Here is a 24,120-nt window from a genome sequence, read left to right on the forward strand (position 1 = left end):
CTCCACCAGTGAAATGCGTATCAGGTTTTTAGGAGCGCTGTAATGCCTGACATCTATCACTTCTTCCAACAGCTGGTTAATGGCCTGACCATTGGCAGCACGTATGCCCTGATCGCCATCGGCTATACGATGGTTTACGGCATCATTGGAATGATCAACTTCGCCCACGGCGAGGTGTACATGATCGGTTCCTACGTGGCGTTCATCGCCATCGCCGGGCTGGCCATGATGGGACTCGACAGTGTTCCGCTGTTGATGACCGCCGCTTTCATCGCCACCATCGTGGTGACCAGTGCCTACGGCTACAGCATCGAACGGATCGCCTACCGCCCCTTGCGCGGCAGCAACCGTCTGATCCCGCTGATTTCCGCCATCGGCATGTCGATCTTCCTGCAGAACACGGTTCTGCTGGCGCAAGACTCCAAGGACAAATCCATCCCCAACCTGATTCCGGGCAACTTTGCCTTTGGGCCAGGTGGCGCACATGAAGTGCTGATTTCCTACATGCAAATCGTTGTGTTCGTGGTGACCCTGGTCGCCATGCTCGGCCTGACGCTGTTCATCTCCCGCTCTCGCCTGGGTCGCGCCTGCCGCGCCTGCGCCGAAGACATCAAGATGGCCAACCTGCTGGGTATCAACACCAACAACATCATCGCCCTGACCTTCGTCATCGGTGCCGCGCTGGCGGCCATCGCGGCCGTGCTGCTGAGCATGCAATACGGCGTGATCAACCCGAACGCCGGTTTCCTGGTCGGCCTCAAGGCCTTCACCGCAGCGGTACTGGGCGGTATCGGCAGCATTCCGGGCGCCATGCTCGGCGGTCTGGTACTGGGTGTGGCAGAAGCCTTCGGTGCCGATATCTTCGGCGACCAGTACAAGGACGTCGTGGCTTTCGGTCTCCTGGTTTTGGTGTTGTTGTTCCGGCCAACCGGCCTGCTGGGCCGTCCGGAGGTTGAGAAAGTATGACTAGGAATCTTAAACAGGCGCTATTCAGCGCCTTGCTGGTGTGGGCCGTTGCCTACCCGGTACTGGGTCTGAAGCTGACCATCGTCGGCATCAATCTCGAAGTTCACGGCACCAGCAACGCTACCCTGATCACCATCGCCGTTTGTTCGGTGCTGATGTTCCTGCGCGTATTGTTCGACCAGCAGATCAGCTCGGCCTGGCGCTCCTCGCCAAGCATGCCGCTGATTCCGGCCAAGGCCAGCAACTTCCTGACCCTGCCGACCACCCAGCGCTGGATCATCATTGCACTGATCGCCGGCGCGTTGATCTGGCCGTTCTTCGGTTCCCGTGGCGCAGTGGACATCGCGACCCTGGTCCTGATCTACGTGATGCTGGGCCTGGGCCTGAACATCGTGGTCGGCCTGGCCGGTCTGCTCGACCTCGGTTACGTCGGTTTCTACGCCGTCGGCGCCTACAGCTACGCGCTGCTGTCGCACTACTTCGGCTTGAGCTTCTGGATCTGCCTGCCGATCGCCGGCCTGATGGCGGCCACATTCGGCTTCCTGCTGGGCTTCCCGGTGTTGCGTCTGCGCGGTGACTACCTGGCAATCGTGACCCTGGGCTTCGGTGAAATCATCCGTCTGTTCCTGCGTAACCTGACCGATATCACCGGTGGTCCGAACGGCATCAGCAACATCGAGAAACCAACGTTCTTCGGCCTGACCTTCGAACGCAAAGCCGCGGAAGGCCTGCAAACCTTCCATGAGTACTTCGGGCTGGAATACAACTCGATCAACAAGGTGATTTTCCTTTACCTCGTTGCCCTGTTCCTCGCTCTGGCTGCGCTGTTCGTCATCAATCGCCTGCTGCGCATGCCTCTGGGCCGCGCGTGGGAAGCGTTGCGTGAAGACGAAATCGCCTGCCGTGCACTGGGCCTCAACCCGACCATCATCAAACTGTCGGCCTTCACCCTGGGCGCGAGCTTCGCCGGTTTCGCCGGGAGCTTCTTCGCTGCCCGTCAGGGCCTGGTAACGCCGGAGTCCTTCACCTTCATCGAGTCGGCGATCATCCTCGCCATCGTGGTGCTGGGTGGCATGGGCTCGCAGCTGGGTGTGATCCTCGCTGCCGTGGTGATGATCCTGCTGCCGGAAATGATGCGTGAGTTCAGTGAGTACCGCATGTTGATGTTCGGTGCCTTGATGGTACTGATGATGATCTGGCGCCCTCAGGGTCTGCTGCCCATGCAACGTCCTCACATGGAGCTGCGCAAATGAGCCGCGAGATCCTTAAAGTAGAAAACCTGAGCATGCGCTTCGGCGGCTTGCTGGCGGTCAACGGCGTTGCCTTGAGCGTGAAAGAGAAACAAGTGGTTGCGCTGATCGGCCCCAACGGCGCCGGCAAGACCACCGTGTTCAACTGCCTGACCGGCTTCTACAAGCCGAGCGGCGGCAGCATCCTGCTGGACGGCGAGCCGATCGAAGGCCTGCCGGGCCACAAGATCGCCCTCAAAGGCGTGGTGCGTACGTTCCAGAACGTGCGGTTGTTCAAAGACATGACCGCGGTCGAGAACCTGTTGATCGCCCAGCACCGTCACCTGAACACCAACTTCCTGTCCGGCCTGTTCAAGACCCCGGCGTTCCGCAAAAGCGAACGCGAGGCCATGGACTTCGCTGAATACTGGCTGGAAAAGGTCAACCTGAAAGAGTTCGCCAACCGTCCGGCCGGCACCCTGGCCTACGGTCAGCAACGTCGTCTGGAAATCGCCCGCTGCATGATGACCCGCCCGCGGATCCTCATGCTCGACGAACCGGCCGCCGGCCTGAACCCGAAGGAAACCGAAGACCTGAAGGCGCTGATCAGCGTGCTGCGTGAAGAGCACAACGTGACCGTGCTGCTGATCGAACACGACATGAAACTGGTCATGAGCATTTCCGACCATATCGTCGTGATCAACCAGGGCACGCCTCTGGCCGACGGTACGCCGGAACAGATCCGCGACAATCCTGAAGTGATCAAAGCCTACCTGGGGGAAGCGTAAATGCTGCAGTTCGAAAACGTTTCCACCTTCTACGGCAAGATCCAGGCCCTGCACAGCGTCAACGTCGAAGTCCGCCAGGGCGAGATCGTGACCCTGATCGGCGCCAACGGTGCCGGCAAGTCCACGCTGCTGATGACCCTCTGTGGTTCGCCGCGCGCCCACAGCGGCAGCATCCGCTACATGGGTGAGGAACTGGTGGGCCAGGACTCTTCGCAGATCATGCGCAAGAGCATTGCCGTGGTGCCGGAAGGTCGTCGGGTGTTTTCCCGCCTGACCGTGGAAGAGAACCTGTCCATGGGCGGATTCTTCACGGCGAAAGGCGACTATCAGGAACAGATGGACAAGGTCCTCGGACTTTTCCCACGCCTGAAAGAACGCTTCAGCCAGCGCGGCGGCACCATGTCCGGCGGCGAACAGCAAATGCTCGCCATCGGCCGTGCGCTGATGAGCAAGCCCAAGCTGCTGCTGCTCGACGAGCCATCGCTGGGCTTGGCACCGATCATCATCCAGCAGATCTTCGACATCATCGAAATGCTGCGCAAGGACGGTGTGACCGTGTTCCTGGTCGAGCAGAACGCCAACCAGGCACTGAAAATCGCTGACCGCGCCTACGTTCTGGAGAACGGCCGGGTGGTGATGACAGGCACCGGTGAAGCGCTGCTGACCGATCCGAAAGTGCGTGATGCGTACCTCGGCGGCTAAACCTTTGCTGTAAACAGAAAACGGCCTTCGGGCCGTTTTTTTATGCCTGGAACACAGCCCCCTGCAGGAGCGAGCCTGCTCGCGATCGCGGTGGGTCAGGCAGCATTTCTTTTGAATGTGAAATTGATATCGCGAGCAGGCTCACTCCCACATTGACCGTGTGATGACTTACAACCGATCCAGCGCCTCCCCACTCCTCTTGAACCATCCCAGCAAATAATCCGCCAACACCTGCGTACGTTTCGGCAATCCCCCCTGATACGGATGCACCAGGTACATCGGCATGCTGCGGGTCTGATAATCGCGCAGGAGCCAGCGTAAACGGCCGTCAGCCAATTCCGCCGGTAGCAAGTAGGAAGGCAGGCGCGCAATGCCAGCGCCGGCCAGTGCGGCTTTTTTCAACAGGTTGTAGTGGTTGCTGGCAAACGGCCCCGACACCCGCACCCGCAGCAATTCATGTTGTTGGTGATACAGCCACTCTTCGCGACCGCTGTAATGGCTATTGAGCAAACAGCGATGCTCGGCCAATGCCTGCGGTGTCTGAGGTTCACCGTACTGCTCAAGATAAGCCGGGCTGGCACAAGTCATTTCCTTCCACGCCAACAACGGGCGCGCCACCAGCCGCTGGTCGATCGCCACGTCGGAGCGAATCGCCAGATCAAAGCCGTCACGGGACAGTTCGCGATAACTGTTGTTGAGCTCCAGCTCGATCTGCACCTGCGGGTATTGGGCGGAGAATTCCAGCAGCATACCGTCGAAAAAAGTTTCCCCCAGCGACACCGGAACCGTCATGCGCACCGGGCCGGCCATGTCGTCTTTCAACCGCGCCAGTGCCTGACGCGCTCGTTCGACTTGAACCACCAGTGCCTGGGCCTGCGGCAGCAACGCTGCGCCCGCCGCCGTCAGGCTCAAGCGCCGCGTAGTGCGTTGCAGCAGGACGACGGAAAACTGCGCTTCCAGCTGACTGATGCGCTTGGACAGTTGCCCTTTGCTGCAACCGAGCTGCTGCGCGGCCAGGGTAAAACTGCCCGCTTCGACCAGTACCGCAAACGCCGCCAGATCATCCATTTCGCTCACGGATTGTTTCCAATAGAAAACCAAAGGTTGCCTATTAGCACGCTTATCCACAGAAAAAACCACTCTAAACTGAAACCTCATTCAACCCACTTGAGGATCAGCTCCCATGAAAATTCTTTTGATCGGCGCAGGCGGCACCATCGGATCGGCCGTCGACAAAGAACTGTCGCAACGTCACGAAATCATCCGCATCGGCCGCAACAGCGGTGATTTTCAGGTGGATATCAGCGACAGCGCGTCGATTCGTAAACTGTTCGAGAAGACCGGCAAGTTCGACGCACTGGTCTGCGCGGCGGGCAATGTGACCTTCGCACCGCTGGCCGAAATGACCGAGGAAAGTTTTGCCCTGGGCCTGAAAGACAAGTTGATGGGTCAGGTCAACCTGCTGCTGATCGGCCGCGAGTTCGCCAATGACGGCGCGTCGTTCACCTTCACCACCGGTGTGCTCAGCCACGACCCGATTTACAGCGGCGCCTCGGCAGCCTTGGTCAACGGCGCACTGGACAGTTTTGTCCGCGCCGCCGCCATCGAACTGCCGCGCGGCCTGCGTGTGAACTCGATCAGCCCCAATGTCCTAGTCGAAGCCATGGGCAAATACGCACCTTACTTCCGTGGCTTCAAACCGGTTCCTGCAGCGGATGTGGCGCTGGCCTACGCCAAAAGTGTCGAAGGCCTGCAAACGGGTCAGACATTTCACATCTGAGGAGTAAAAGATCCCGGGTTGTGCCATCGCCCATACAAAGTGGAAACGATAACCGGTTGTGATGAACGGTCAGGCTGAGTAACGTGGCGGCACTTGTCAGGAGACCCCAAGATGCGTGTTGCCCGTTCCCTAGTCCTCGTTGCCCTGCTTCCGCTGTTCGCCGCTTGCCAGTTGCTGGATGGCTCGCGTGAAAGCGCCTCCCACGTCGGCCAGACCCGCATGCAAGGCCAGTTGACGGCGGCGGACGGCAAGCTGTTGTTCCAGCCGTGCGGCGACCAGCGTCGTTATGTGGTCAACGACACGGGCGGCACCAGCGTGCTGCAACAGGCGGCGAGCCTGGCCGATGCCCAAGGCAAACTGTTCGCCGATGTGCGCGGGCGGATCGTTACCGGCAACGGCGATGGCCAGCTCGATCTGGAAACGCTGTACCGGGTGGAGCGCTCGGGCAATGCCTGCGAAGACCCCAACTTTAAGCAGCTGATCCTGCGCGCCGCCGGCCACACTCCGGAGTGGAACGTGAAAGTCAGCGGCAAAGGCATGATCATCGACCGCGCCGGCCAACCGCCATTGGCCGTGCCCTACGTCGAAGAGCAACTGGGCGATGGCCGCTTCAACCTCAGCACCGAAGCCAATAATCAGCACATTGAATTGTGGGTCGCACCGCAGCGCTGCGTCGACAACAGCACCGGCAGCATCCAGCACATGAGCGCCGAACTGCGAATCGACGGCCAGGTGCAGCGCGGTTGCGGGTATTTCGGCGGATCACGCGACGACTGATCGTTTAAGCCTCACAGGGCAAGGTCTTTGGCGCTTATAATCGCCGGCTTCAAACGCCCTGGCGCAGTTGTGCGCCCCGCGAACCGGATCCTGCCATGTTACGAATCACCGAACTCAAGCTGCCAATCGACCATCCCGAAGAAGACCTGCGCCCTGCCATCGTGCAACGCCTGGGCATCGCCAGCGATGATTTGCTCGATTTCACCTTGTTCAAGCGCAGCTACGATGCGCGCAAAAAGTCTTCCGAACTGTGCTTCATCTACACCATCGACCTCAACGTTCGCGATGAGGCGGCGGCGCTGCACAAGTTCGCCGATGACCGTAACGTCAACGTGGCACCGGATGTCAGCTACAAAGAAGTCGGCCAGGCACCGGCCGATCTGAGCGCTCGCCCGATCGTCGTCGGGTTCGGTCCGTGCGGGATTTTCGCCGGCCTGTTGCTCGCGCAAATGGGCTTCAAGCCGATCATCCTCGAACGCGGCACCGAAGTACGCCAGCGCACCAAGGACACCTGGGGCCTGTGGCGCAAAAGCGTGCTCAACCCCGAGTCCAACGTGCAGTTCGGCGAAGGTGGTGCGGGGACCTTCTCCGACGGCAAGCTCTACAGCCAGATCAAAGACCCGAAATTCCTTGGCCGCAAAGTCCTGCACGAGTTCGTCAAGGCCGGCGCGCCGGAAGAAATTCTCTACGTCAGCAAACCGCACATCGGTACATTCCGTCTGACCGGTGTCGTGGAAAACATGCGTGAGCAGATTCGCGCCCTCGGCGGTGAAGTGCGTTTCCAGCAACGTGTCACCGACGTACTGATCGAAGACGGGCAACTGGTCGGCGTCGAACTCCATGGCGGCGAGCAGATCCATTCCAAACACGTGATCCTGGCCCTCGGCCACAGTGCCCGCGACACTTTCCGCATGCTCCACGGTCGCGGTGTGTACATGGAGGCCAAACCGTTCTCGGTGGGTTTCCGTATCGAGCACCCGCAGTCGCTGATCGACCGCGCGCGCCTGGGCAAGTACGCCGGCCACCCGAAACTCGGCGCCGCCGACTACAAACTGGTACACCACGCCAAGAACGGCCGCTCGGTCTACAGCTTCTGCATGTGCCCGGGCGGTACGGTGGTGGCGGCGACTTCCGAGCCAAATCGTGTCGTAACCAACGGCATGAGCCAGTACTCGCGCAATGAACGCAACGCCAACTCCGGGATCGTCGTCGGGATCACCCCGGAAGTCGATTATCCGGGCGGTCCGCTGGCCGGCATCGAATTGCAGGAACGCCTGGAATCCCACGCCTTTGTGCTGGGCGGCAGCAACTACGAAGCCCCGGCGCAACTGGTTGGTGACTTCATCGCCGGCAAACCCTCCACCGAGTTGGGCAGCGTCGAACCGTCCTACAAGCCCGGTGTCGCCCTGGGCGATCTGGCCTTGGCTTTGCCTGAATTCGCTATTGAAGCGATTCGTGAAGCATTGCCGGCGTTCGAGAAGCAGATTCGCGGTTACTCGTTACACGACGCGGTATTGACCGGGATCGAGACCCGTACTTCGTCGCCACTGCGGATCACCCGCAACGAGTCGATGCAGAGCCTGAACGTGAAGGGCTTGTTCCCGGCCGGTGAAGGCGCGGGTTATGCGGGCGGGATTCTGTCGGCGGGTGTCGACGGGATTCGGATTGCCGAGGCTGTGGCCCGCGACATCCTGGGCCTGGAAGCCTGATACAAAACCTCTGAAACGACACAAAAGCCTGTGTGAGCGAGCCTGCTCGCGATATCGGATAAGCATTCAACAGTGATGTTGGCTGATCTACCGCAATCGCGAGCAGGCTCGCTTGTATGCTAGGACTTGAAGGGAGGAGGAGGGACAAGGCTCGATTCTGACTGTTAGCGCAGTACAGATCCGTGGGAGATTTCGCCCCTCCTCCTTTCACCCAAGCGCCGATAAAGAATGCATCTGGCTAGACCGACGATAGGAACAAGCCTGCGCCTCTGGGTGAGCCCTTCAAGTGCTCAAAACCATATCTCGGGGGATGTTTAATGGCAATGCCGGTTTCTGCTATCAAGCCAATCGTGGGCGTGGATGTCGCCAAGAGTGAGTTGATGATCTATCAGGCCGAACTGGATCTGCTTGAGACGCTTCCCAATAACAAGCCAGCCATCAAGAAATGGCTGAAAGCCTTGCTGGCACCGGTCGATATCGCTATTGAGTCGACCAATATCTATCACCTGGAGTTCGCCGACCTGGCCCATGAGGCCGGTTGCACCATTTACATGGTCGGTGGCTATGAACTGAGCCATTACCGCAAAGGTGTGAAAGTTCGCGCCAAAACTGACGCGCTGGATGCAAAGTTACTCGCTCGCTATCTGAAGAACGAGTATGAAGAGCTTCATCCATGGATTCCGCCATCGCCGTTGTACCGCTGCCTCTTGAGCCTTTTCCGCCGGCGCGCGGCGCTGGTTCAGGCGCGGGTTGGCTTGGTGCAGAGCTGGACAAATGAACCGCTGCTCAAAGCCGCTTTTGCCGAGCAAGTGGCCTCCATGCAGAGGCTTGAAGGGCTGGTCGAGAAAATGATCAACGACCGCCTGAAAGAAGCCGGCTTGCTTGCCCAGTTGAAGCGTTGCATGAAAGTCGAAGGTATCGGCTTTCTGACTGGTGCCCGCTTGATCGCGGCTTTTCAGCGAGGCGATTTCAGAAATGCAGATGCCTTCATCGCGTTTTTGGGGATGGATTTGCGGGTATCGCAGTCAGGACAAAAAGACGGTCGCCGCAGCCTGACCAAGCGCGGCGATCCGGAGGCGCGTCGGCTTTTGCACAACGCTGCCATGTCGGCCAGCCGCACAGCCGCCTGGAAAGGTTTTTACCAAGAACAAAGAGCTAAAGGGTTCAGTACTACGCAGGCACTGGTGATCTTGGCCCGTAAACTTGCCCGGATCGTATTTGCACTGCTGAAAGGGCAAGGTGAATACCAACCGAAAGCAGGTTGAAGGCTTCCCCTCAACCATAGAATCTCCCACATAGGGCTTTCAGTGTTTGATAGATCTCAGATATTGGCGCGCAAAACCGAGGCCGGCAGCGGCTCCCCACGCTCAACCGTCGCCGCCACCGCATCAATCAACCCGCTCAACTCATACCCCTGGGCCTTGAGCCATTTCGGATCGTAATAGGTCGTGGCATAACGCTCGCCGCTGTCGCACAGTAACGCCACCACCGACCCCGACTCTCCCGCCGCTTTCATGTGCTGAGCCGCCATCAATGCGCCGATCAGATTGGTCCCGCTCGACCCACCCACATGCCGCCCCAAGCGCTCCGCCAGGTAATGCATCGCCGCCAGCGACAACGCATCCGGCACCTTGACCATCGCGTCGATCACTTTGGGTAAAAACGACGCCTCCACCCGCGGACGGCCAATGCCTTCGATACGCGAGCCGTGGTCCAGGCGTAGGCTGGCATCGCCAGTCTGGTAGTAATCGAAGAACACCGAACGTTCGGCATCGGCGCACAGCACGCGGGTGCAATGCTGGCGATAGCGCACGTAACGGCCAAGCGTCGCAGTCGTGCCGCCGGTGCCGGGGCTGGAAATCAGCCAGCTTGGTTCAGGATGTTTTTCGAAACGCATCTGCTGAAAGATCGACTCGGCGATGTTGTTGTTCGCCCGCCAGTCAGTGGCGCGCTCGGCGTAGGTGAACTGGTCGATGAAATGCCCGTCGTGTTCACGGGCCAGTCGTTCGGATTCGGCGTAGATCTGCGTCGGATCTTTCACCAGATGAGTCTGGCCACCATAGAAGGCGATCTGCGTAATTTTTTCTTTGGAGGTACTGGCCGGCACCACCGCAATAAACGGCACGCCAAGCAATCGAGCGAAATAGGCTTCGGAAATCGCCGTCGAACCACTGGATGCTTCAATCACCGGAGCACCGGGCTTGAGCCAGCCGTTACACAACGCATAAAGGAACAGTGAACGCGCCAGTCGATGCTTGAGGCTGCCGGTGGGATGGCTGGATTCATCCTTGAAGTACAACTCGATGCCCGGAAAACCCGGCAATCGCAACGGGATCAGATGGGTGTCGGCGCTACGCTGGAAATCGGCTTCGATGATCCGGATCGCTTCGCGGGACCACTGTCGGTTGTCGCTCATGATGGTTTTCTCGTTGAATCGGGCAGATTGGCCTTTGACAGGGCTCAGCCAACAAGCTTAGGAAAAAACCTACATTCAGCACAGATACAGCTGCGCTCCAATACCTCTGACAACTGCTAGGCTCAGCTCCGTAGGACCGAATCGCCCTGTAACGACATATAACAAAAAAGAATATAACTTTTGTTTTAACAACTAACAGGAATTGTTAGGGTGTAACACCTTTTGAATTCACAGATGGAGAGCGACCTTGCCTCTGCGTAGCACTTTCACGCGTTTCTTTCAGTTGGAAGCTGCCAGCGGTCTGTTACTGATCGCTGCGGCCGTTCTGGCGCTAATCATCAACAACTCGCCACTGTCGTGGCTGTACAACGGCCTGCTGGAAACTCCAGTGGTCGCCCAGGTTGGCGCCTTGAAGATCGCCAAGCCACTGCTGTTGTGGATCAACGACGGCCTGATGGCGATGTTCTTCCTGTTGATCGGCCTGGAGGTCAAGCGCGAAGTCCTCGACGGCCAACTCGCCAAGCCTTCGCAGATCGTCCTGCCCGGTGCGGCGGCGATCGGCGGCATGGTCGTGCCAGCGCTGATCTACTGGTTCCTCAACCGTGACAACCCTTCAGCCCTGAGCGGCTGGGCAATCCCGACCGCCACCGACATCGCTTTCGCCCTCGGCGTGCTCGCACTGTTGGGCAAACGGGTTCCGGTGTCGCTGAAGCTGTTCCTGATGACCCTGGCGATCATCGACGACCTCGGCGCGATCATCATCATTGCGATTTTCTATTCCGGTGCACTGTCGACCCTGTCCCTGGCGCTGGCCGCAGCCTGTATCGCGGCCCTGATCGGCATGAACCGGCTCGGCGTGGTCAAGCTCGGGCCGTACATGATCGTTGGTTTGATTCTATGGGTCTGCGTACTCAAGAGCGGTGTTCACGCCACGCTGGCCGGTGTGACCCTGGCGTTCTGCATTCCGTTGCGCACGAAAAACGCCGAGCCTTCGCCGCTGCTGACCCTCGAACACGCACTGCACCCGTGGGTGGCCTACGGCATCTTGCCGCTGTTCGCCTTCGCCAACGCCGGTCTGTCCTTGAGCGGCGTCACCGTCGACAGCTTCACCCACGACGTACCGATGGGCATCGCAGTCGGCCTGCTGCTGGGCAAAACCGTTGGCGTGTTCGGGTTGACCTGGCTGGCAGTCAAAATCGGCATCGCCGCCCTGCCCCAAGGTGCCAATTGGGGTCAGATACTGGGCGTGGCGATTCTCTGCGGCATTGGTTTCACCATGAGCCTGTTCGTCGGCTCCCTGGCCTTCGAGCCGGGTGTCAGCGACTACGCCGGGATGGACCGCATGGGGATTCTGACAGGCTCGATTCTGGCCGCATTGATCGGTTATGCGGTGACGGCAATGGCGAGTCGCAAGAACACTGCCCAGCCCTCCTGAGAAACAGGGACAACTCCTAACGTCTTTCAAGACGCGTCCTACAGTCACGCTTTGTCCCGTTCGTTAACGTCGTGCAGCCCTTTCAGAGGGCTGCCGATGGATGAACACACAAGGACAATCAGTGGCTGGCAGCAAGGACATCCCCTGGGTTAGAAACCCGCCGTCAGGTGACGGGCATCACGTCACCTATCGCTTTATGACGCGCAGCGAACTGGCTGAGCGCGAAGCTCGGCAAATTGCCTACGAGGCCATGCTCGCCAGGCAAGATGACTACATGCGCAAGCGCCAGGTTACGGAGGTCGAACAGAAACCTGTTCAAGTCGGATGCGTCTTCGCCAAATCCTGCAAGCTGCCGGATGCAGTAATCAACTACACCAATCCCTCGGGAATGGTGCCGACCGATAGCTTGAAGGACTACGGCGAAATTGCCTGGCTCGGGGCTCGCGAGGCAGACGATGGCGGTTTGCTGAATCTGCAAACGATTAGCGGCAGCACCGCTGCACTTGGCATCGGCCAACTGGCGCTACGCGTTCCATCGCTTGTCGTCCCGGCAATAGGTACCGTCGGGCCTGCTGTCTCTGCTGCTCTTGGCGGTCTGGTCGCGATTTTCTGGACGCCCAGCCTCGGCGACAGTGCCCTCTACTCTGAAGACCAGCTCCGCACCCTCAAACAGGCCCGCACCCGCGTTCGCCTCAGCGTTGAACAACAAGCCGACGGCAGCCTCAAGGGTTACGGCTTCTACACCGGCAAGAACCGCGATTGGGAAATGGTCGATGTCGTGCAGATCGCTTTGCGAGGCAGCCAATACGTCGCCGACCTCGGCGACGGTATCGAACTGATCTGGACCCCAGCCGAAGACGGCTCCGACATCCGCGGCATTCCCGCGCTGGAAGCGGCGCCACAAGCCCCACACATTTGGGTTTACCCGCCGACTAAACAGGCGGACAGCATCATCGTCAACCCGATTTATCCGCCTGAGTACAAGGATTTCATTCTTGTGTTTCCGGTGGGGTCGGGGGTGAAGCCGGTATATGTTGTGGTGAGTGTTACGGAAAGAAAACTTCCTAACCCCGATCACGATTATCACTCACCGCCGGAAACCGAAGAGATCACGGGTTTCAAAGGGCTAAGGGAGGTGAAAAAGAAAACTCCAAAACAGGGTGGTGGCGGACTTAGATCCCGCTGGATGGATGCCAAGGGACGGACAATTTATGAGTGGGACTCGTTGCATGGTGAACTAGAGGCATATCTTGCTAGCGATGGCAGTCATCTGGGGTCATTCGATCACACAACAGGCGAGCAAATAGACCCGCCCAAGAAAAAACGCAATATCAAAAAGTATTTGTGAGGTTCCCATGGGGTTGAAAGTTATTTTGGATTGGTACGATAAAAAAACCGAAGCCGCAGAAGGAAAAGAATACTCCGCGGATTTAGGTGACGACCCATCAATAATTGAAGTATTGGGACTGATGGATGAAGGCGAGATCTACGATGGTGGCTTCGATTTAAAAACAGCCTGGATACAGCAGCTTCAACCCCTGTTCAACCATAAAATAGAGGCTGCCATTTATGACTATCAAATATCGTTTAGGTACAGGTAGGTTTGGTGAATATTCTAGTTAAACGTGTCGCAAGATTGTAGATACGAAAAAACCCCGACCAGCGACCTGATCGGGGTTTTCTTTTACCCAAATTCCCGCTTAGTGCGTAACGCGGCTGGTGCCATCAACCGTGGCAATCCGTACACGCTCGCCAACACGGAATACTTCGTTTTCCTGAACCTGTTGCACGTAGGCGCGCATGCTGCCGTCGTCTTCGCGAACGGTGATTTCCACGCCTTGGGTACGGGTCAGGCCTTCTTCAGCTGCCGAGCCGACCAGGCCGCCGGCAACGGCGCCGATGACCGCAGCAACGATGCTGCCTTTACCGCCACCGATGGCGCTGCCGCCAACGCCACCCACCGCTGCACCGGCGAGGCCGCCGATCGGGGTTTTGGTACCTTCGATTTTCACCGGACGCAGTGCTTCGATGGTGCCCATGCGAATGGTCTGCACGCGACGCGCTTCGTCACGGGAGTAGGAGTCACCGGTCAGGCTCGATTGGCAACCAGTGAGCAACATCGCCATCGTGGAAAAGGAAGCAACCAGCAGGACAGACTTACGCATAGCATCAACTCCAAAGGACAGGTATTCATTAAACTCCGCAGCTTGACGCCTGTCACGGCATCGCCCGGATAAAAATGATTTCATTCAGTTCCAGTACAGGCCACGCGTGCGAACTCACCACACATTAGCGGCAAATTCGGCAATCTGCGCCGCTGGCCGAGGATTTTCATGGATTACTTTATCATTGTCGTCACTACCGTCGCGGGTCTGTACTTCCATTGGTGGCTGTACGTACGGATCAAACGCTGGATGGACCGCGATCTGGCGTTAGCGCTGGCCGGGAATGACGAACGGAAAAAAGCGTTCATGCTCCAGCAACTGGCAACCGCTCAAGCGCAGAAGATCAAGCGTCGAGACCTGCCGCATTGGCTGGAGGCCGCTGCGGCAGGCTATCTCGAGCGGTAGACTGCTCAGGGTGCCAGACGTTCAAGAATCCAGGCGGCGCCCTGCAAACGATAGTTGAGGCGATCGTGCAGACGGCTCGAACGGCCCTGCCAGAATTCGACGCGCTCAGGCAGCAAACGATATCCACCCCAGTGTTCAGGGCAATGAGGCTGACTGTCGCTGAAACGTTGCTCGGTATCCTTGAGCAACGCTTCCAGTTCCCCCCGATCGGCGATCACCCGGCTCTGCGGCGAAGCCCAGGCACCGAGGCGACTGCCCAGCGGACGAACCTGATAGTAAGCATCGGACTCTTCCGGTGTGACCTTCACCACTCGCCCTTCGATGCGCACTTGGCGTTCCAGGGTAGGCCAAAAGAACGTCATGGCCGCAAACGGGTTCGCGGCGATGTGTTGGCCCTTGGCGCTGCCGTAATTGGTGAAGAAGGTGAAACCCTGCTCGTCCAGCCCCTTGAGCAGCAGGATGCGGCAATGCGGTCGACCGTCCGGGTCGACCGTGGCCAAGGTCATGGCGTTCGCTTCCACCGGCGCCTGTTCGGTTTTCACCGCGTCGGCGAACCATTGGTGAAACAGCGCAAACGGCTCGGTCGGGGCTTGCGCCTCGGTCAAGCCATCACGGGTGTAGTCGCGGCGCATATCAGCCAGGGCCTTGGTCATGGCGCAGTCCTTTTGGTTAACGAATCACTTCTTTGTGGTATCGGCAGCAGCGACTTTTTTGGTGTCGGCAGCGGCTTTGGCCGGTGCAGTCTTTTTCGCCGGAGTCGCGGTTTTAGCCGGAGTCTTCTTGGCGGCGGCTTTCTTGGCCGGCGCTTTTTTCGTGGCAGGCACGGCGGCCTTTTTGGCGGCTGGTGCCGGGGTCACTGGCTTGGCGGCAGGTTTGATGTCTTGCGCGGCCACCAGGGTGACCGGCGCCGGGGCCGGCATGTTGTACTTGCTGAGCAAGGCAACCATGGTGTTTTGCGGGGTCACCAGCAGTTCCACGCGGCGGTTCAAGGCACGCCCTTCAACGCTGTCGTTGGCGGCTCGCGGGGCTTCGCCGCCCATGCCGCGCAGCATCAGACGATCACGCTGCAAGCCGCTGAGACGGAAAATCGCGGCGACGGCCTGAGCACGTTCCTGGCTCAACTTGACGTTGGCTGGCGCGGCGCCCGAGGTATCGCTGTGGCCGAGTACCAACACGGCAGTCTTTGGATCGACTTCAAGGATTTTCGCGACACGGGTGAACGGGCCGAGGGTCACCGGCAGCAACATGGCCGGACGATCCGGGTTGAACGAGCCTTCAACCGGCGCGGTCACTACCAACACGTTTTCACGGCGTTCGAGTTGCAGGTTGCTGTCCTTGATCGCAGTGCGCAGGCGCGGCTCGTAGTCATCGAGCCAGGCCTGGGTGACTTTAGGGTCAGGCATCGGCACGACTTTGGCGGTGCTCTGCTCTTTGCCGCCGAACGGCCACCACCATTTACCGCCTGCGTCGGCATCAGCCTTGGCGACAGCGGCGGGTTTGGCTTCAGGTTTCACTTGCGGTTTGGCAGCAGGCTTGTTCGCCTCGTCATCGGAACCGAACGGCCAGTACCAGTGGCTGGTGCTTTCAGTCTTGGCTACCGGGGCGGTCGCTGCCGGTTTCAAGGGTGCCGGAGCCGGTTCTTTGGCTGCGACCTTGTCGGACGAACCGAACGGCCACCAGCTGCCGCCGTCCGCATCATTTTTCGGATTCTGTGCGCAACCGGTAATAGCGAAGCACAGTGCCAAGGCGAGGGTTGGTTTGGTTGACATTGGATATCCACAAAAATGAGGTCATGAAAAAATCAGGCCCGATCGGCCCGCATAAACAGACGATTTGAAACTGAAAAGGCTATCGGGTTCCTGACCTGGGACCCTCCAGCAAGATTTACAGACAAGTGGCCAGTACCCGCACAAGCTTTTGTGCGCGCGGATCCATCAAGACGTACGGCCCCAGTGTATTTGTCACAAAACCGAAAGCCACATCGTGCTCCGGGTCAGCAAAACCGATGGACCCACCTGCGCCGGGATGCCCGAACGCGCGCGGTCCCAAGCCGAATGTGGCATTGGGCACATCCGGTTGATCAAGCATGCAACCCAGGCCGAAACGGGTCCGGGTCAGTAGAGTCTTGTCCTCGCCGAGGCTGTGCTCGCGGGTCAGTTCGTCGAGCATTTCGCTTTCCAGCAGGCTACCGTCGAGCAGACCTGCATAGAACCCGGCCAGGCTGCGGGCGTTGCCGTGGCCATTGGCCGCGGGTTGCTGCATGCGTCGCCATTCCGGCTTGTTGGTGCTGGTCAGCACCGACGGCGGATTGGTGAACGCACGGGTGGTCATGGCCGTCGGTTCACGCATGGTCACTTGCAACAGACGCTGGGCCGCGGCGTCACCGACGTTGCCCTTGCCGCGGGCGATGTGCGCCACGCGATGGAATTCTTCATCGGCCAGTCCGACGTGGAAATCCAGGCCCAACGGCTTGGCGACCCGCGCGACGATGGACTCGCCCGGTCCGCGACCGTCAGCCCGGCGCAACAACTCGCCGACTAACCAGCCGTAAGTGATGGCCGCATAACCATGACCTTCACCTGGCGTCCACCACGGGGCTTCGGCGGCCAGGGCGTCGACCATGGTTTGCCAGTCGTAGAGAGCTTCCGGCGCCAGCAATTCGCGCAACGCCGGCAGGCCGGCCTGATGGCAGAGCAGTTGGCGCAGGGTCACCGACTCTTTGCCGGCCGCTGCGAACTCCGGCCAGTAACGTGCAACCGGGGCGTCCAGTTGCAACTTACCTTCGGCGACCAGTTGCAGCGCGGTCACGGCGGTAAACGTTTTGGTGCAGGAGAACAGGTTGGCGATGGTGTCGCTGTGCCAGGCCTCGGCGCCATCCTTGTCGGCGGTGCCGGACCAGAGGTCGAGCACGGTTTCGCCACCGATCTTGATGCACAACGCCGCGCCACGCTCCTGGGGATCGTCGAACAGCGCCGCGAATGCCTCACGCACTGCCTCGAACTTAAGCTCGTAATGACCCTGAATCTGCACCCGCAACTCCCCGGATAAACACTCTACAAAGTGGCCCGCATTGTTCCAGCCCTTGAGGGTTTTGGGAACAGGGGCGAGCCGGGCGGTCGATAGAAGATCAAGATCAAAAGATCGCAGCCTGCGGGAACTGCCGCAGGCTGCGATCTCGGCGGCAACCGCTTTTAGTGACCTTTACCCGAATGCCCACCCGCGCCCTTCCCCGGCCCTTTGCCGGCATTGGCCTCTCTGCCACCCTCGGCGTCGTGGCTGGCCTTGTTCGCCTCGGCGGCAGCCTTCTCGACTTCTTTGCTTAATTGGTCAACCGCCGCGAGGTTGCTTTTGCGCACCCTGTCGACGAAGCCCAGGAATGGCAGGTCGGTAATGCCTACCAGGCCGAAGTGGCCGTTTTCACCATCCAGCAGACGCCCGGTCACAGGCTGGTCGAGGTATTGGAACCAGTGCACACCGACAATCGACGGTTCGCTCAGGGCCTGTTTGAGGAAGTTGGTGTAGGCCGGGGCACGGTCCTCTTCCTTCACCACTTGCGTCACGCCGCCCCAGAATGGGCCGCGATCAGCGGAGCCGAAGTTGAACTCGGTAATCAGCACCGGTTTGTCGAGGCTGCGCAGTTTGGCGAAGTCGTAACCGTCCTGCGGTTGCAGGGTGTACAGGTTGAAACTCAACACGTCGCAATACTGGGCGCAGGACTCGACCGCTTCGGGCGTACTGACGGCGAACCGGCCGCCCAGTAACAGCTGGTTTGGCGCGTGCCATTTGAGCGAGTCGGAAATGGTCTTGAAGTAAGTGTCGGCGAAGACCTTCTGGAAGTATTTGAAGTCCGCTTCGATTTCCGGATGATCAGCGCTCGGCAGCGGCGGCACGAACCCCGGATCCTCCATCAATTCCCAGGCCGGCAGATCAATGCCCCAGGCTTTGGAAAGGCCCGCCTGGTTGCGGTACTTGTCGCGCAGTTGCTTGAGGAACGCACGCTTGGCCGGCACGTCGGTGGTCATTTTCAAAGTGCCGTAAGCCAGTGCATAGCGGGCTTTCGGGTCATCGCCCGGACCGGCCCAGGCCAGTTCGTTGTCAGCGTAGTAACCAATCAGCCATGGGTCGTCGCGATGGTCGCGGGCGGCGATGGCCACGGCGCGTTCGGTGGCCATGGCGAAGCGCGGGTCGAACGGGTCAGGCATGCCGCCCCACCAATCGCTGCCGGTGCTGATGCTGGCGTAATCGCCAACGATCGACAACGGCAAGGTGTACGGCACTCGGTCCGCGTTGGCCAACGCCGACGCACTCCAGTTACCGACGGTATTGAAGCCCCAGGCTTGCAGGCGATCAAGGGTGTGGCTGGCCCAGCGTTTTTCGTCGAATGCCACCTTGCAAGGTTCGGCGGGTGCCGGCTCGGCCGCTTTAGCGGCGGTCGCGTCGACGGCATCGGTTTTGGCCGCTTCGGCAATACCGGATTCAGCACTCGAAGGCGCCACCGGTTGCTCGGCGGCTTTTTCTGCCGTGGCTTCTACCGCATCAGCCTTGGCCGCGGCGGCGACTCCGGCCTTGGTATCGCTGCCCAGTGCGCAAGGGTCGCCGTACAGGCGTTGCAGGTTGGCGCCATAGAAGTCGTACCAGCGCCCGAAATTGAAACCCCGCCCTTGATCAACGCCGTTGCCGCCACGGTTGTCGCCTTCGCCGTAGTGGCTGGCCAAAGGCTCGTCAGGCTTGGGCAGGGATTCGAACATCGATTCGCGACCGGCGATGTAGGTCTGGTTGACGTCCGCAGTGACAGTGTTGACCCCCAGCGAATAGAACGGATGCCCTTCTGGTGTCACCAGATACCAGCGCCCGTCACGTTTCTCGGTGCGGAAAAAGCCACTGGCCTTGAAGGCCGGGCCTTTGCTCCAGCCGCCAAACTTGTCCAGCGACGATTTCCCGCGCTCGTCCAACCAGGATTTCAGTTGTTGCTGCTCCTTGGCGGCGGCGTTTTTCAGTTGTTCGTCGCTGCTGACTTTCTCCGGCCATTTGGCCCGGGTCGATTGACCGTACGCGTCCACCAGCCCGCCATAAACGGCTTGGGTGACGGATTCGCCGTCCTGAACACCAAAGCGTTCCAGCAAGATGCTCTGGGCAACTTTCGGTTGGTCCATCGACACGCTCACCGACACCACCTGGCTGCGATCCAGTTCACCGGCGCTGCTGGTTAGCAGAATGCGCTGACCGTCTACGGTCATCGGCATCGGTGGCCCGGCCTTCATGCCCTGGCTCAGCGGCGTCGTCGGTTGCAATGGCACCAACAGGGTTTGCGCAGGGCCGGCGGGCAGATCGACACGGCTAACCAGAGTCTTGCCGTCATTGCTCTGGATGGTCACATACAGGGTCAAGGCCCAGTCCATGGCGCTCTGGATTCGCAGGCTCATGACGCCCGATTGCGACCAGTCCCAGGCTCCAGTCTGCGGAGTCAGGCGCAGGGTTGGCTTGGCAACCGGGTTGAACGTCACCCGGCGCAGCACTTCACCTTCGGCGGTTTGCTCGGCGTTGGATTGCGGCAGGCTGGCGTCCTGAGTCGCCACCTGGACCACATCGGCGGGGCGCACAAAGTTGAACAGCGTCTGCTGTCCGGCGGGCGCGGCCAGCAAGGGCGTTGCGAACAACAGGGCAAAAACAGCGGGCAACGAACGGCGAATCATGAGAACGAAATTCTCCCTAACGACCTTCAATGGGCCAGTGGAAAAGCGATGGCTGAAAGATAGACAACGCGGTGGGCAAATCTGCCCACCGGTGTTTCAGGAAATTTCACGTCGGAAAGGAGGCAATGCATTGAGGATCGCTTTGCCATAGCGCTGGGTGACCAGACGCCGGTCGAGCAAAGTGATGGTGCCGCGGTCTTCTTCGGTGCGCAGCAAGCGCCCGCAGGCCTGAACCAGTTTCAGCGAGGCGTCCGGCACGGAGATTTCCATGAACGGATTACCGCCCCGGGCTTCGATCCATTCAGCCAGCGCCGCTTCGACCGGATCGTCGGGCACCGAGAACGGAATCTTCGCGATCACCACGTGCTCGCAATACGCGCCGGGCAAGTCGACCCCTTCGGCAAAACTCGCCAGGCCGAACAACACGCTCGAATCGCCGCCATCGACTCGCGCCTTGTGCTTGTTCAGGGTTTCTTGCTTCGACAGGTTGCCCTGAATGAACACTTGCTTGCGCCAATCGCGGTCGAGACCGTCGAACACATCCTGCATCTGTTTGCGCGACGAGAACAACACCAGGGTCCCACGCGAGCCTTCGACCAGTTCCGGCAGATCACGGATGATCGCCGCCGTGTGCGCCGCCGCATCACGCGGGTCGGCGTTCAGGTTTGGCACCCGCAGCACACCAGCGTCGGCGTGATGGAACGGGCTCGGCACTACTGCGGTCACGGCTTTTTTCGGCAGGCCGGCGCGCATACGGAAGCGGTCGAAGGTGCCGAGCGCGGTCAAAGTCGCCGAGGTGACCAGACAGCCGTACGCCACGTTCCACAGGTTGCGCCGAAGCATTTCCGCCGCGAGGATCGGACTGGCGTTAACCTCGATGTCGAACAGCGAGCCGCTTTCGGCCAGGGTCAGCCAACGCGCCATCGGTGGATTGTCTTCCGGGTCTTCGACGGTGAAGGCGGTCCACAACTCCCAGTTGCCGGAAGAACGGGACAACAGGCTGCCGAAAAGCGGATACCACTCTTCAGCCTGGTTGCTGGCGATGCCAATGTTGACCTCGCCATCCATGCCTTCCTTGAGCAGATCGGTAAGACGGGTGAACAGGTCGGTCAGGCGCGCAAAGCCCTTCTTCAGTTCGATGCCCATTTCGCGCATGTGCTCGGGAATCACTCCGCCGACGAAGCGGTGACGCGGACGTTCACGACCTTCGACGTCTTCACCGGGTTTAAAATCGGCGACTTGCTCGCAGGCGCTGAACATGAATTGCTGCTGGGTCTTGATCTCCCGCGCCAGCTCCGGCACCTGTTCGATCAACTTGCCCAGGTCACCCGGCAACGGATGTTGGGCCAACAGTTTGGTGAGATTCTTGGCGGTGGTTTCCAGCCAGTCGGCGGTGGAACGCAGCCGGGTGTAATGGGCGAAGTGGCCGATAGCCTTGTCCGGCAGGTGGTGGCCTTCGTCGAACACGTAAATGGTGTCGCGCGGGTCCGGCAGCACGGCGCCGCCGCCCAGGGCCAGGTCGGCCAGGACCATGTCGTGGTTGGTGACGATTACGTCGACTTTGCCCATGCCTTCGCGAGCCTTGTAAAAGGCGCATTGGCCGAAGTTCGGGCAATGGCGATTGGTGCACTGGCTGTGATCGGTGGTCAGACGCGCCCAGTCGGCGTCTTCCAGGGCAGTAGACCAACTGTCGCGGTCGCCGTCCCATTTATTGCCGGCCAATTTTTCGATCATGCTGGTAAACAGCTTTTGACTGGCTTCATCAACTTCGATCTTGAAGCCTTCTTCTTCGAACAGCTGGGCTGTGGCGGTTTGTGCGTGGCCTTCCTGAAGCAACATATCGAGCTTGGACAGGCACATGTAGCGCCCGCGCCCCTTGGCCAGGGCAAAGCTGAAATTCAGCCCGCTGTTGCGCATCAGGTCAGGCAAATCCTTGTAGACGATCTGCTCTTGCAGGGCGACGGTTGCGGTGGCGATCACCAGGCGCTTGCCAGCCGCCTTGGCCGTCGGGATCGCTGCCAGGCTGTAGGCCACGGTTTTACCAGTACCGGTGCCGGCTTCCACCGCGACAATCGCGGGGTCGCCACTGCGCCGGCCTTCGTCGTCGGTGTCGATATCACCGAGGACTTTGGCAACTTCGGCGATCATCAGGCGTTGGCCGTAGCGCGGCTTGAGGCTCTTGGCTTCGAGAAAACGCGAGTAGGCGCCCTGGATCGTGGTTTTGAGTTCAGTGCTGATCATGAATTGTCGGGCGCAAAAACGCTGGATAAATTTTCAGTAGTTCGGTTCGGCCGCTATCATACCCCGCTAATGAATCCCGCGCAGAACGGAGTACCCGAATGACCGCTTTTAGCCTTGTTTACAGCCTGCATGTCCTCGCCGCACTGGTCTGGGTCGGCGGCATGTTTTTCGCTTGGATGGTCTTGCGCCCTGCGGCGATGACAGCACTGGAAGGCCCTGCCCGATTGAAGCTGTGGGTAGAAGTGTTTCAAGGTTTTTTCCGCTGGGTCTGGGGGGCGGTCGTGCTGTTGCCCGTCAGTGGCGTGGTCATGCTGAACCTGAACTTCAGCGGTTTTGAACACGCGCCGCGCTATGTGCAGGTGATGATGGGCTTGTACGTGGTAATGACCGCGCTGTTCATCCGGATTCAGGCGTTGATGCTGCCGGAACTGCGCACGGCCGTGGAGGCGCAGGATTGGCCGGCGGGGGCTGCGGTGCTGGGTAGGATTCGGCGCTTGGTGGGGATTAATCTGATTGTCGGGTTAGCTGTTGTAACAATTGCCGCAGTTCGTCCGATGCTTTAGGCAATCCCGTTGTAGGAGCGGCCGCAGGCTGCGATCTTTTGATGTTGCCTTTAAAAGATCGCAGCCTGCGGCAGCTACAAGTCATTCCAGAAATGGATTACAACCGCTGCACCACCACCGAACCCGCCGCGCCGGCAGGCCCAGGTTGCCCGTCGGTACCAGGCTTTCCGCTCTTGCCACCATCGGTTGTATAGATAAAGCAGCCCTTGGCCTTGCCGCCGGCTCCCGGTTTGCCACCAGGCCCCGCCAGGCCACCGGCACCGCCGGCCACTTGCACCTTGATCTGTTCTTCCGGGTAATCATGCGGCACCGCCAGTTTGACCAAAGCCCCCGGCGCGCCTGGCTGACCATCACTGCCGTCGCTGCCGTCGGCACCCCGCCCGGCCTGGCCCCAGGTACAACCCGGCGCCTGACCGTTAGCCCCGTCGAGACCTACAAACCCTGGCGCCCCCGCACCACCGCGCGCGTCAATCAGCAATTGCGGCGCACTCAGGGTCTTGATCTGCAGGTTCAGATTGCGCCCGGAGCGAGCGGCCTTCTGATAAGTGCCCGGCGCGCCGCGAGCGGTGATCTGGCTACCCTCGGACAACGCTGCGCGGCTGACTTTCAGTTCCAGCGCCTGCTCACTGGGCACGATCGCGATTCGCGCGTCACGGCCCAAGTGCAGTTCGCCAACAGTCACTTCGGTCACGTTCGAAGGAATCAGTAATGTGCCGTAGTCCGCCACTTCCAGACGTTCCAGTTGCAGGGTGCTGGCGGTGTTGGGCAGACGCATCAACGAGTTGGTTTCGACGCTCACTACCTGAGCGCAGGCCAGTGGGCTGATGAGGGCGGCGAGCAGACAGAGTTTACGCATGGGAAGCCTTAGATGCGGTGGGAGCGGGGATGGTTTGCAGGTGGAAAACGCCGAAAATCAAGATCTTCAGGCGATCGAGCCAAGGATGGGCACGACCTTTGAGGCTGCGATTGCACAGCAGCGCTTCAAGCAAATGAAGGATCGCCAGAACACCGCCGGCCAGGTTGGTCAGCAGATGCAGCGGGTAGATAAACGGCATGAGCAGATTGACCAGCACTACCGCCCAGAACAGCAGGGTCAACAGCTTCCCTAGCCCCCATATCACCTTCATACGCCCCTCGATGAGAATTATTCTTTGCGCGCACAGTAACGGCTTCCACGCGGGATAAGCCAGAGGGCAATCGAAAATTCTTCATGAAGATCGCCGAATGGCCGTCGAAACGCTGCAAATCCGC

At 59.7% G+C, this 24,120-nt stretch carries 23 protein-coding genes; 13 read left to right on the top strand and 10 right to left on the bottom strand.

Annotated elements, in window-relative coordinates; translation table 11 throughout:
* Nucleotides 1–42 precede the first annotated feature (42 nt).
* From livH to ACNYC6_RS07105, 4 genes are read left to right on the top strand one after another with little or no spacing between them, the layout of a single operon-like run.
* Nucleotides 43–966: a high-affinity branched-chain amino acid ABC transporter permease LivH gene (gene livH / locus ACNYC6_RS07090; protein WP_056856113.1), complete on the top strand. Its 924-nt coding sequence runs from the start codon at nt 43–45 to the stop codon at nt 964–966.
* Nucleotides 963–2,219, top strand: a complete 1,257-nt coding sequence (locus ACNYC6_RS07095; protein ID WP_419711697.1) for a high-affinity branched-chain amino acid ABC transporter permease LivM — start codon at nt 963–965, stop codon at nt 2,217–2,219. The genes livH and ACNYC6_RS07095 overlap by 4 nt, the downstream gene beginning before the upstream one ends.
* Nucleotides 2,216–2,983 (top strand): high-affinity branched-chain amino acid ABC transporter ATP-binding protein LivG, encoded by a 768-nt coding sequence (gene livG / locus ACNYC6_RS07100; protein ID WP_150704524.1) that lies wholly within the window; start codon nt 2,216–2,218, stop codon nt 2,981–2,983. Before ACNYC6_RS07095 ends, livG begins: the two co-directional genes overlap by 4 nt.
* Nucleotides 2,984–3,685 (top strand): ABC transporter ATP-binding protein, encoded by a 702-nt coding sequence (locus tag ACNYC6_RS07105; protein WP_419711698.1) that lies wholly within the window; start codon nt 2,984–2,986, stop codon nt 3,683–3,685. It abuts the gene before it with no gap.
* Nucleotides 3,686–3,853: 168 nt separating this feature from the next.
* On the opposite strand, the gene ACNYC6_RS07110 is transcribed toward ACNYC6_RS07105, so the two are convergent.
* A complete protein-coding gene (locus ACNYC6_RS07110; RefSeq protein WP_419711699.1) occupies nt 3,854–4,762 on the bottom strand; it encodes a LysR family transcriptional regulator in 909 nt (302 codons plus the stop codon).
* 106 nt (nt 4,763–4,868) lie between these two features.
* On the opposite strand from ACNYC6_RS07110, the gene ACNYC6_RS07115 reads away from it, so the two are divergent.
* The 4 genes from ACNYC6_RS07115 to ACNYC6_RS07130 all read left to right on the top strand — a co-directional run bounded on the left by ACNYC6_RS07115 (nt 4,869) and on the right by ACNYC6_RS07130 (nt 9,216).
* Complete coding sequence (locus tag ACNYC6_RS07115; protein WP_419711700.1) at nt 4,869–5,465, top strand: short chain dehydrogenase; 597 nt, start codon at nt 4,869–4,871, stop codon at nt 5,463–5,465.
* A gap of 111 nt (nt 5,466–5,576) precedes the next feature.
* Nucleotides 5,577–6,242: a COG3650 family protein gene (locus ACNYC6_RS07120; RefSeq protein WP_419711701.1), complete on the top strand. Its 666-nt coding sequence runs from the start codon at nt 5,577–5,579 to the stop codon at nt 6,240–6,242.
* Nucleotides 6,243–6,337: 95 nt separating this feature from the next.
* A complete protein-coding gene (locus ACNYC6_RS07125) occupies nt 6,338–7,951 on the top strand; it encodes an NAD(P)/FAD-dependent oxidoreductase (RefSeq protein WP_419711702.1) in 1,614 nt (537 codons plus the stop codon).
* A 317-nt stretch (nt 7,952–8,268) separates the two neighbouring features.
* Nucleotides 8,269–9,216 carry an IS110 family transposase gene (locus tag ACNYC6_RS07130; protein ID WP_419708264.1) on the top strand — a complete coding sequence of 316 codons (948 nt, stop codon included), beginning with the start codon at nt 8,269–8,271 and terminating at the stop codon, nt 9,214–9,216.
* A gap of 56 nt (nt 9,217–9,272) precedes the next feature.
* On the opposite strand, the gene ACNYC6_RS07135 is transcribed toward ACNYC6_RS07130, so the two are convergent.
* Nucleotides 9,273–10,370 (bottom strand): PLP-dependent cysteine synthase family protein, encoded by a 1,098-nt coding sequence (locus ACNYC6_RS07135; RefSeq protein ID WP_419712921.1) that lies wholly within the window; start codon nt 10,368–10,370, stop codon nt 9,273–9,275.
* A gap of 244 nt (nt 10,371–10,614) precedes the next feature.
* Here ACNYC6_RS07135 and nhaA point away from each other — a divergent pair, with 244 nt between their 5' ends.
* From nhaA to ACNYC6_RS07150, 3 genes are all read left to right on the top strand, one after another.
* The gene (nhaA, locus tag ACNYC6_RS07140) at nt 10,615–11,802 is read left to right on the top strand and encodes a Na+/H+ antiporter NhaA (RefSeq protein ID WP_419711703.1); all 1,188 of its coding nucleotides are present in this window, start codon (nt 10,615–10,617) and stop codon (nt 11,800–11,802) included.
* Nucleotides 11,803–11,923: 121 nt separating this feature from the next.
* Nucleotides 11,924–13,150 (top strand): colicin E3/pyocin S6 family cytotoxin, encoded by a 1,227-nt coding sequence (locus tag ACNYC6_RS07145; RefSeq protein WP_419712922.1) that lies wholly within the window; start codon nt 11,924–11,926, stop codon nt 13,148–13,150.
* Between the two features lie 7 nt (nt 13,151–13,157).
* Nucleotides 13,158–13,403 (top strand): colicin E3-like toxin immunity protein, encoded by a 246-nt coding sequence (locus ACNYC6_RS07150; protein ID WP_419711704.1) that lies wholly within the window; start codon nt 13,158–13,160, stop codon nt 13,401–13,403.
* A 99-nt stretch (nt 13,404–13,502) separates the two neighbouring features.
* Here the strand turns inward: ACNYC6_RS07150 and ACNYC6_RS07155 are convergent, their stop codons facing one another.
* On the bottom strand, nt 13,503–13,967 hold the full coding sequence (locus tag ACNYC6_RS07155) for a glycine zipper 2TM domain-containing protein (protein ID WP_419711705.1): 465 nt from the start codon (nt 13,965–13,967) through the stop codon (nt 13,503–13,505).
* Between the two features lie 168 nt (nt 13,968–14,135).
* On the opposite strand from ACNYC6_RS07155, the gene ACNYC6_RS07160 reads away from it, so the two are divergent.
* A complete protein-coding gene (locus tag ACNYC6_RS07160; RefSeq protein ID WP_419711706.1) occupies nt 14,136–14,372 on the top strand; it encodes a hypothetical protein in 237 nt (78 codons plus the stop codon).
* A 5-nt stretch (nt 14,373–14,377) separates the two neighbouring features.
* On the opposite strand, the gene pdxH is transcribed toward ACNYC6_RS07160, so the two are convergent.
* The 5 genes from pdxH to dinG form a co-directional block, all read right to left on the bottom strand.
* The gene (gene pdxH / locus ACNYC6_RS07165) at nt 14,378–15,025 is read right to left on the bottom strand and encodes a pyridoxamine 5'-phosphate oxidase (RefSeq protein WP_419711707.1); all 648 of its coding nucleotides are present in this window, start codon (nt 15,023–15,025) and stop codon (nt 14,378–14,380) included.
* 24 nt (nt 15,026–15,049) lie between these two features.
* A complete protein-coding gene (locus ACNYC6_RS07170) occupies nt 15,050–16,141 on the bottom strand; it encodes an OmpA family protein (protein ID WP_419711708.1) in 1,092 nt (363 codons plus the stop codon).
* Nucleotides 16,142–16,256: 115 nt separating this feature from the next.
* Nucleotides 16,257–17,402, bottom strand: a complete 1,146-nt coding sequence (locus ACNYC6_RS07175) for a serine hydrolase domain-containing protein (protein WP_419711709.1) — start codon at nt 17,400–17,402, stop codon at nt 16,257–16,259.
* A gap of 161 nt (nt 17,403–17,563) precedes the next feature.
* A complete protein-coding gene (locus ACNYC6_RS07180; RefSeq protein WP_419711710.1) occupies nt 17,564–20,065 on the bottom strand; it encodes a beta-agarase in 2,502 nt (833 codons plus the stop codon).
* A 96-nt stretch (nt 20,066–20,161) separates the two neighbouring features.
* Nucleotides 20,162–22,306 (bottom strand): ATP-dependent DNA helicase DinG, encoded by a 2,145-nt coding sequence (gene dinG, locus ACNYC6_RS07185; protein WP_419711711.1) that lies wholly within the window; start codon nt 22,304–22,306, stop codon nt 20,162–20,164.
* Nucleotides 22,307–22,404: 98 nt separating this feature from the next.
* On the opposite strand from dinG, the gene ACNYC6_RS07190 reads away from it, so the two are divergent.
* A complete protein-coding gene (locus ACNYC6_RS07190) occupies nt 22,405–22,869 on the top strand; it encodes a CopD family protein (protein WP_419711712.1) in 465 nt (154 codons plus the stop codon).
* A 97-nt stretch (nt 22,870–22,966) separates the two neighbouring features.
* On the opposite strand, the gene ACNYC6_RS07195 is transcribed toward ACNYC6_RS07190, so the two are convergent.
* Both ACNYC6_RS07195 and ACNYC6_RS07200 read right to left on the bottom strand, forming a co-directional pair.
* The gene (locus ACNYC6_RS07195; protein ID WP_419711713.1) at nt 22,967–23,725 is read right to left on the bottom strand and encodes a collagen-like triple helix repeat-containing protein; all 759 of its coding nucleotides are present in this window, start codon (nt 23,723–23,725) and stop codon (nt 22,967–22,969) included.
* Nucleotides 23,718–23,996 (bottom strand): DUF1145 domain-containing protein, encoded by a 279-nt coding sequence (locus tag ACNYC6_RS07200; protein WP_419711714.1) that lies wholly within the window; start codon nt 23,994–23,996, stop codon nt 23,718–23,720. Before ACNYC6_RS07200 ends, ACNYC6_RS07195 begins: the two co-directional genes overlap by 8 nt.
* Between the last annotated feature and the right edge of the window lie 124 nt (nt 23,997–24,120).

Source organism: Pseudomonas sp. NFX224, assembly GCF_048565165.1.
Classification (GTDB): Bacteria; Pseudomonadota; Gammaproteobacteria; order Pseudomonadales; family Pseudomonadaceae; genus Aquipseudomonas.

What these genes read in the sequence shown, in the direction of transcription:
- ACNYC6_RS07095 (WP_419711697.1), top strand. Translation starts at nt 963, where the DNA reads ATGACTAGGAATCTTAAACAGGCGCTATTCAGCGCCTTGCTGGTGTGG.
- ACNYC6_RS07115 (WP_419711700.1), top strand. Translation starts at nt 4,869, where the DNA reads ATGAAAATTCTTTTGATCGGCGCAGGCGGCACCATCGGATCGGCCGTC.
- ACNYC6_RS07105 (WP_419711698.1), top strand. Translation starts at nt 2,984, where the DNA reads ATGCTGCAGTTCGAAAACGTTTCCACCTTCTACGGCAAGATCCAGGCC.
- ACNYC6_RS07120 (WP_419711701.1), top strand. Translation starts at nt 5,577, where the DNA reads ATGCGTGTTGCCCGTTCCCTAGTCCTCGTTGCCCTGCTTCCGCTGTTC.
- ACNYC6_RS07130 (WP_419708264.1), top strand. Translation starts at nt 8,269, where the DNA reads ATGGCAATGCCGGTTTCTGCTATCAAGCCAATCGTGGGCGTGGATGTC.
- ACNYC6_RS07190 (WP_419711712.1), top strand. Translation starts at nt 22,405, where the DNA reads ATGACCGCTTTTAGCCTTGTTTACAGCCTGCATGTCCTCGCCGCACTG.
- ACNYC6_RS07180 (WP_419711710.1), bottom strand. Translation starts at nt 20,065, where the DNA reads ATGATTCGCCGTTCGTTGCCCGCTGTTTTTGCCCTGTTGTTCGCAACG.
- livG (WP_150704524.1), top strand. Translation starts at nt 2,216, where the DNA reads ATGAGCCGCGAGATCCTTAAAGTAGAAAACCTGAGCATGCGCTTCGGC.
- livH (WP_056856113.1), top strand. Translation starts at nt 43, where the DNA reads ATGCCTGACATCTATCACTTCTTCCAACAGCTGGTTAATGGCCTGACC.
- ACNYC6_RS07160 (WP_419711706.1), top strand. Translation starts at nt 14,136, where the DNA reads ATGGATTACTTTATCATTGTCGTCACTACCGTCGCGGGTCTGTACTTC.
- ACNYC6_RS07150 (WP_419711704.1), top strand. Translation starts at nt 13,158, where the DNA reads ATGGGGTTGAAAGTTATTTTGGATTGGTACGATAAAAAAACCGAAGCC.
- dinG (WP_419711711.1), bottom strand. Translation starts at nt 22,306, where the DNA reads ATGATCAGCACTGAACTCAAAACCACGATCCAGGGCGCCTACTCGCGT.
- ACNYC6_RS07155 (WP_419711705.1), bottom strand. Translation starts at nt 13,967, where the DNA reads ATGCGTAAGTCTGTCCTGCTGGTTGCTTCCTTTTCCACGATGGCGATG.
- ACNYC6_RS07170 (WP_419711708.1), bottom strand. Translation starts at nt 16,141, where the DNA reads ATGTCAACCAAACCAACCCTCGCCTTGGCACTGTGCTTCGCTATTACC.
- ACNYC6_RS07195 (WP_419711713.1), bottom strand. Translation starts at nt 23,725, where the DNA reads ATGCGTAAACTCTGTCTGCTCGCCGCCCTCATCAGCCCACTGGCCTGC.
- pdxH (WP_419711707.1), bottom strand. Translation starts at nt 15,025, where the DNA reads ATGACCAAGGCCCTGGCTGATATGCGCCGCGACTACACCCGTGATGGC.
- ACNYC6_RS07200 (WP_419711714.1), bottom strand. Translation starts at nt 23,996, where the DNA reads ATGAAGGTGATATGGGGGCTAGGGAAGCTGTTGACCCTGCTGTTCTGG.
- ACNYC6_RS07125 (WP_419711702.1), top strand. Translation starts at nt 6,338, where the DNA reads ATGTTACGAATCACCGAACTCAAGCTGCCAATCGACCATCCCGAAGAA.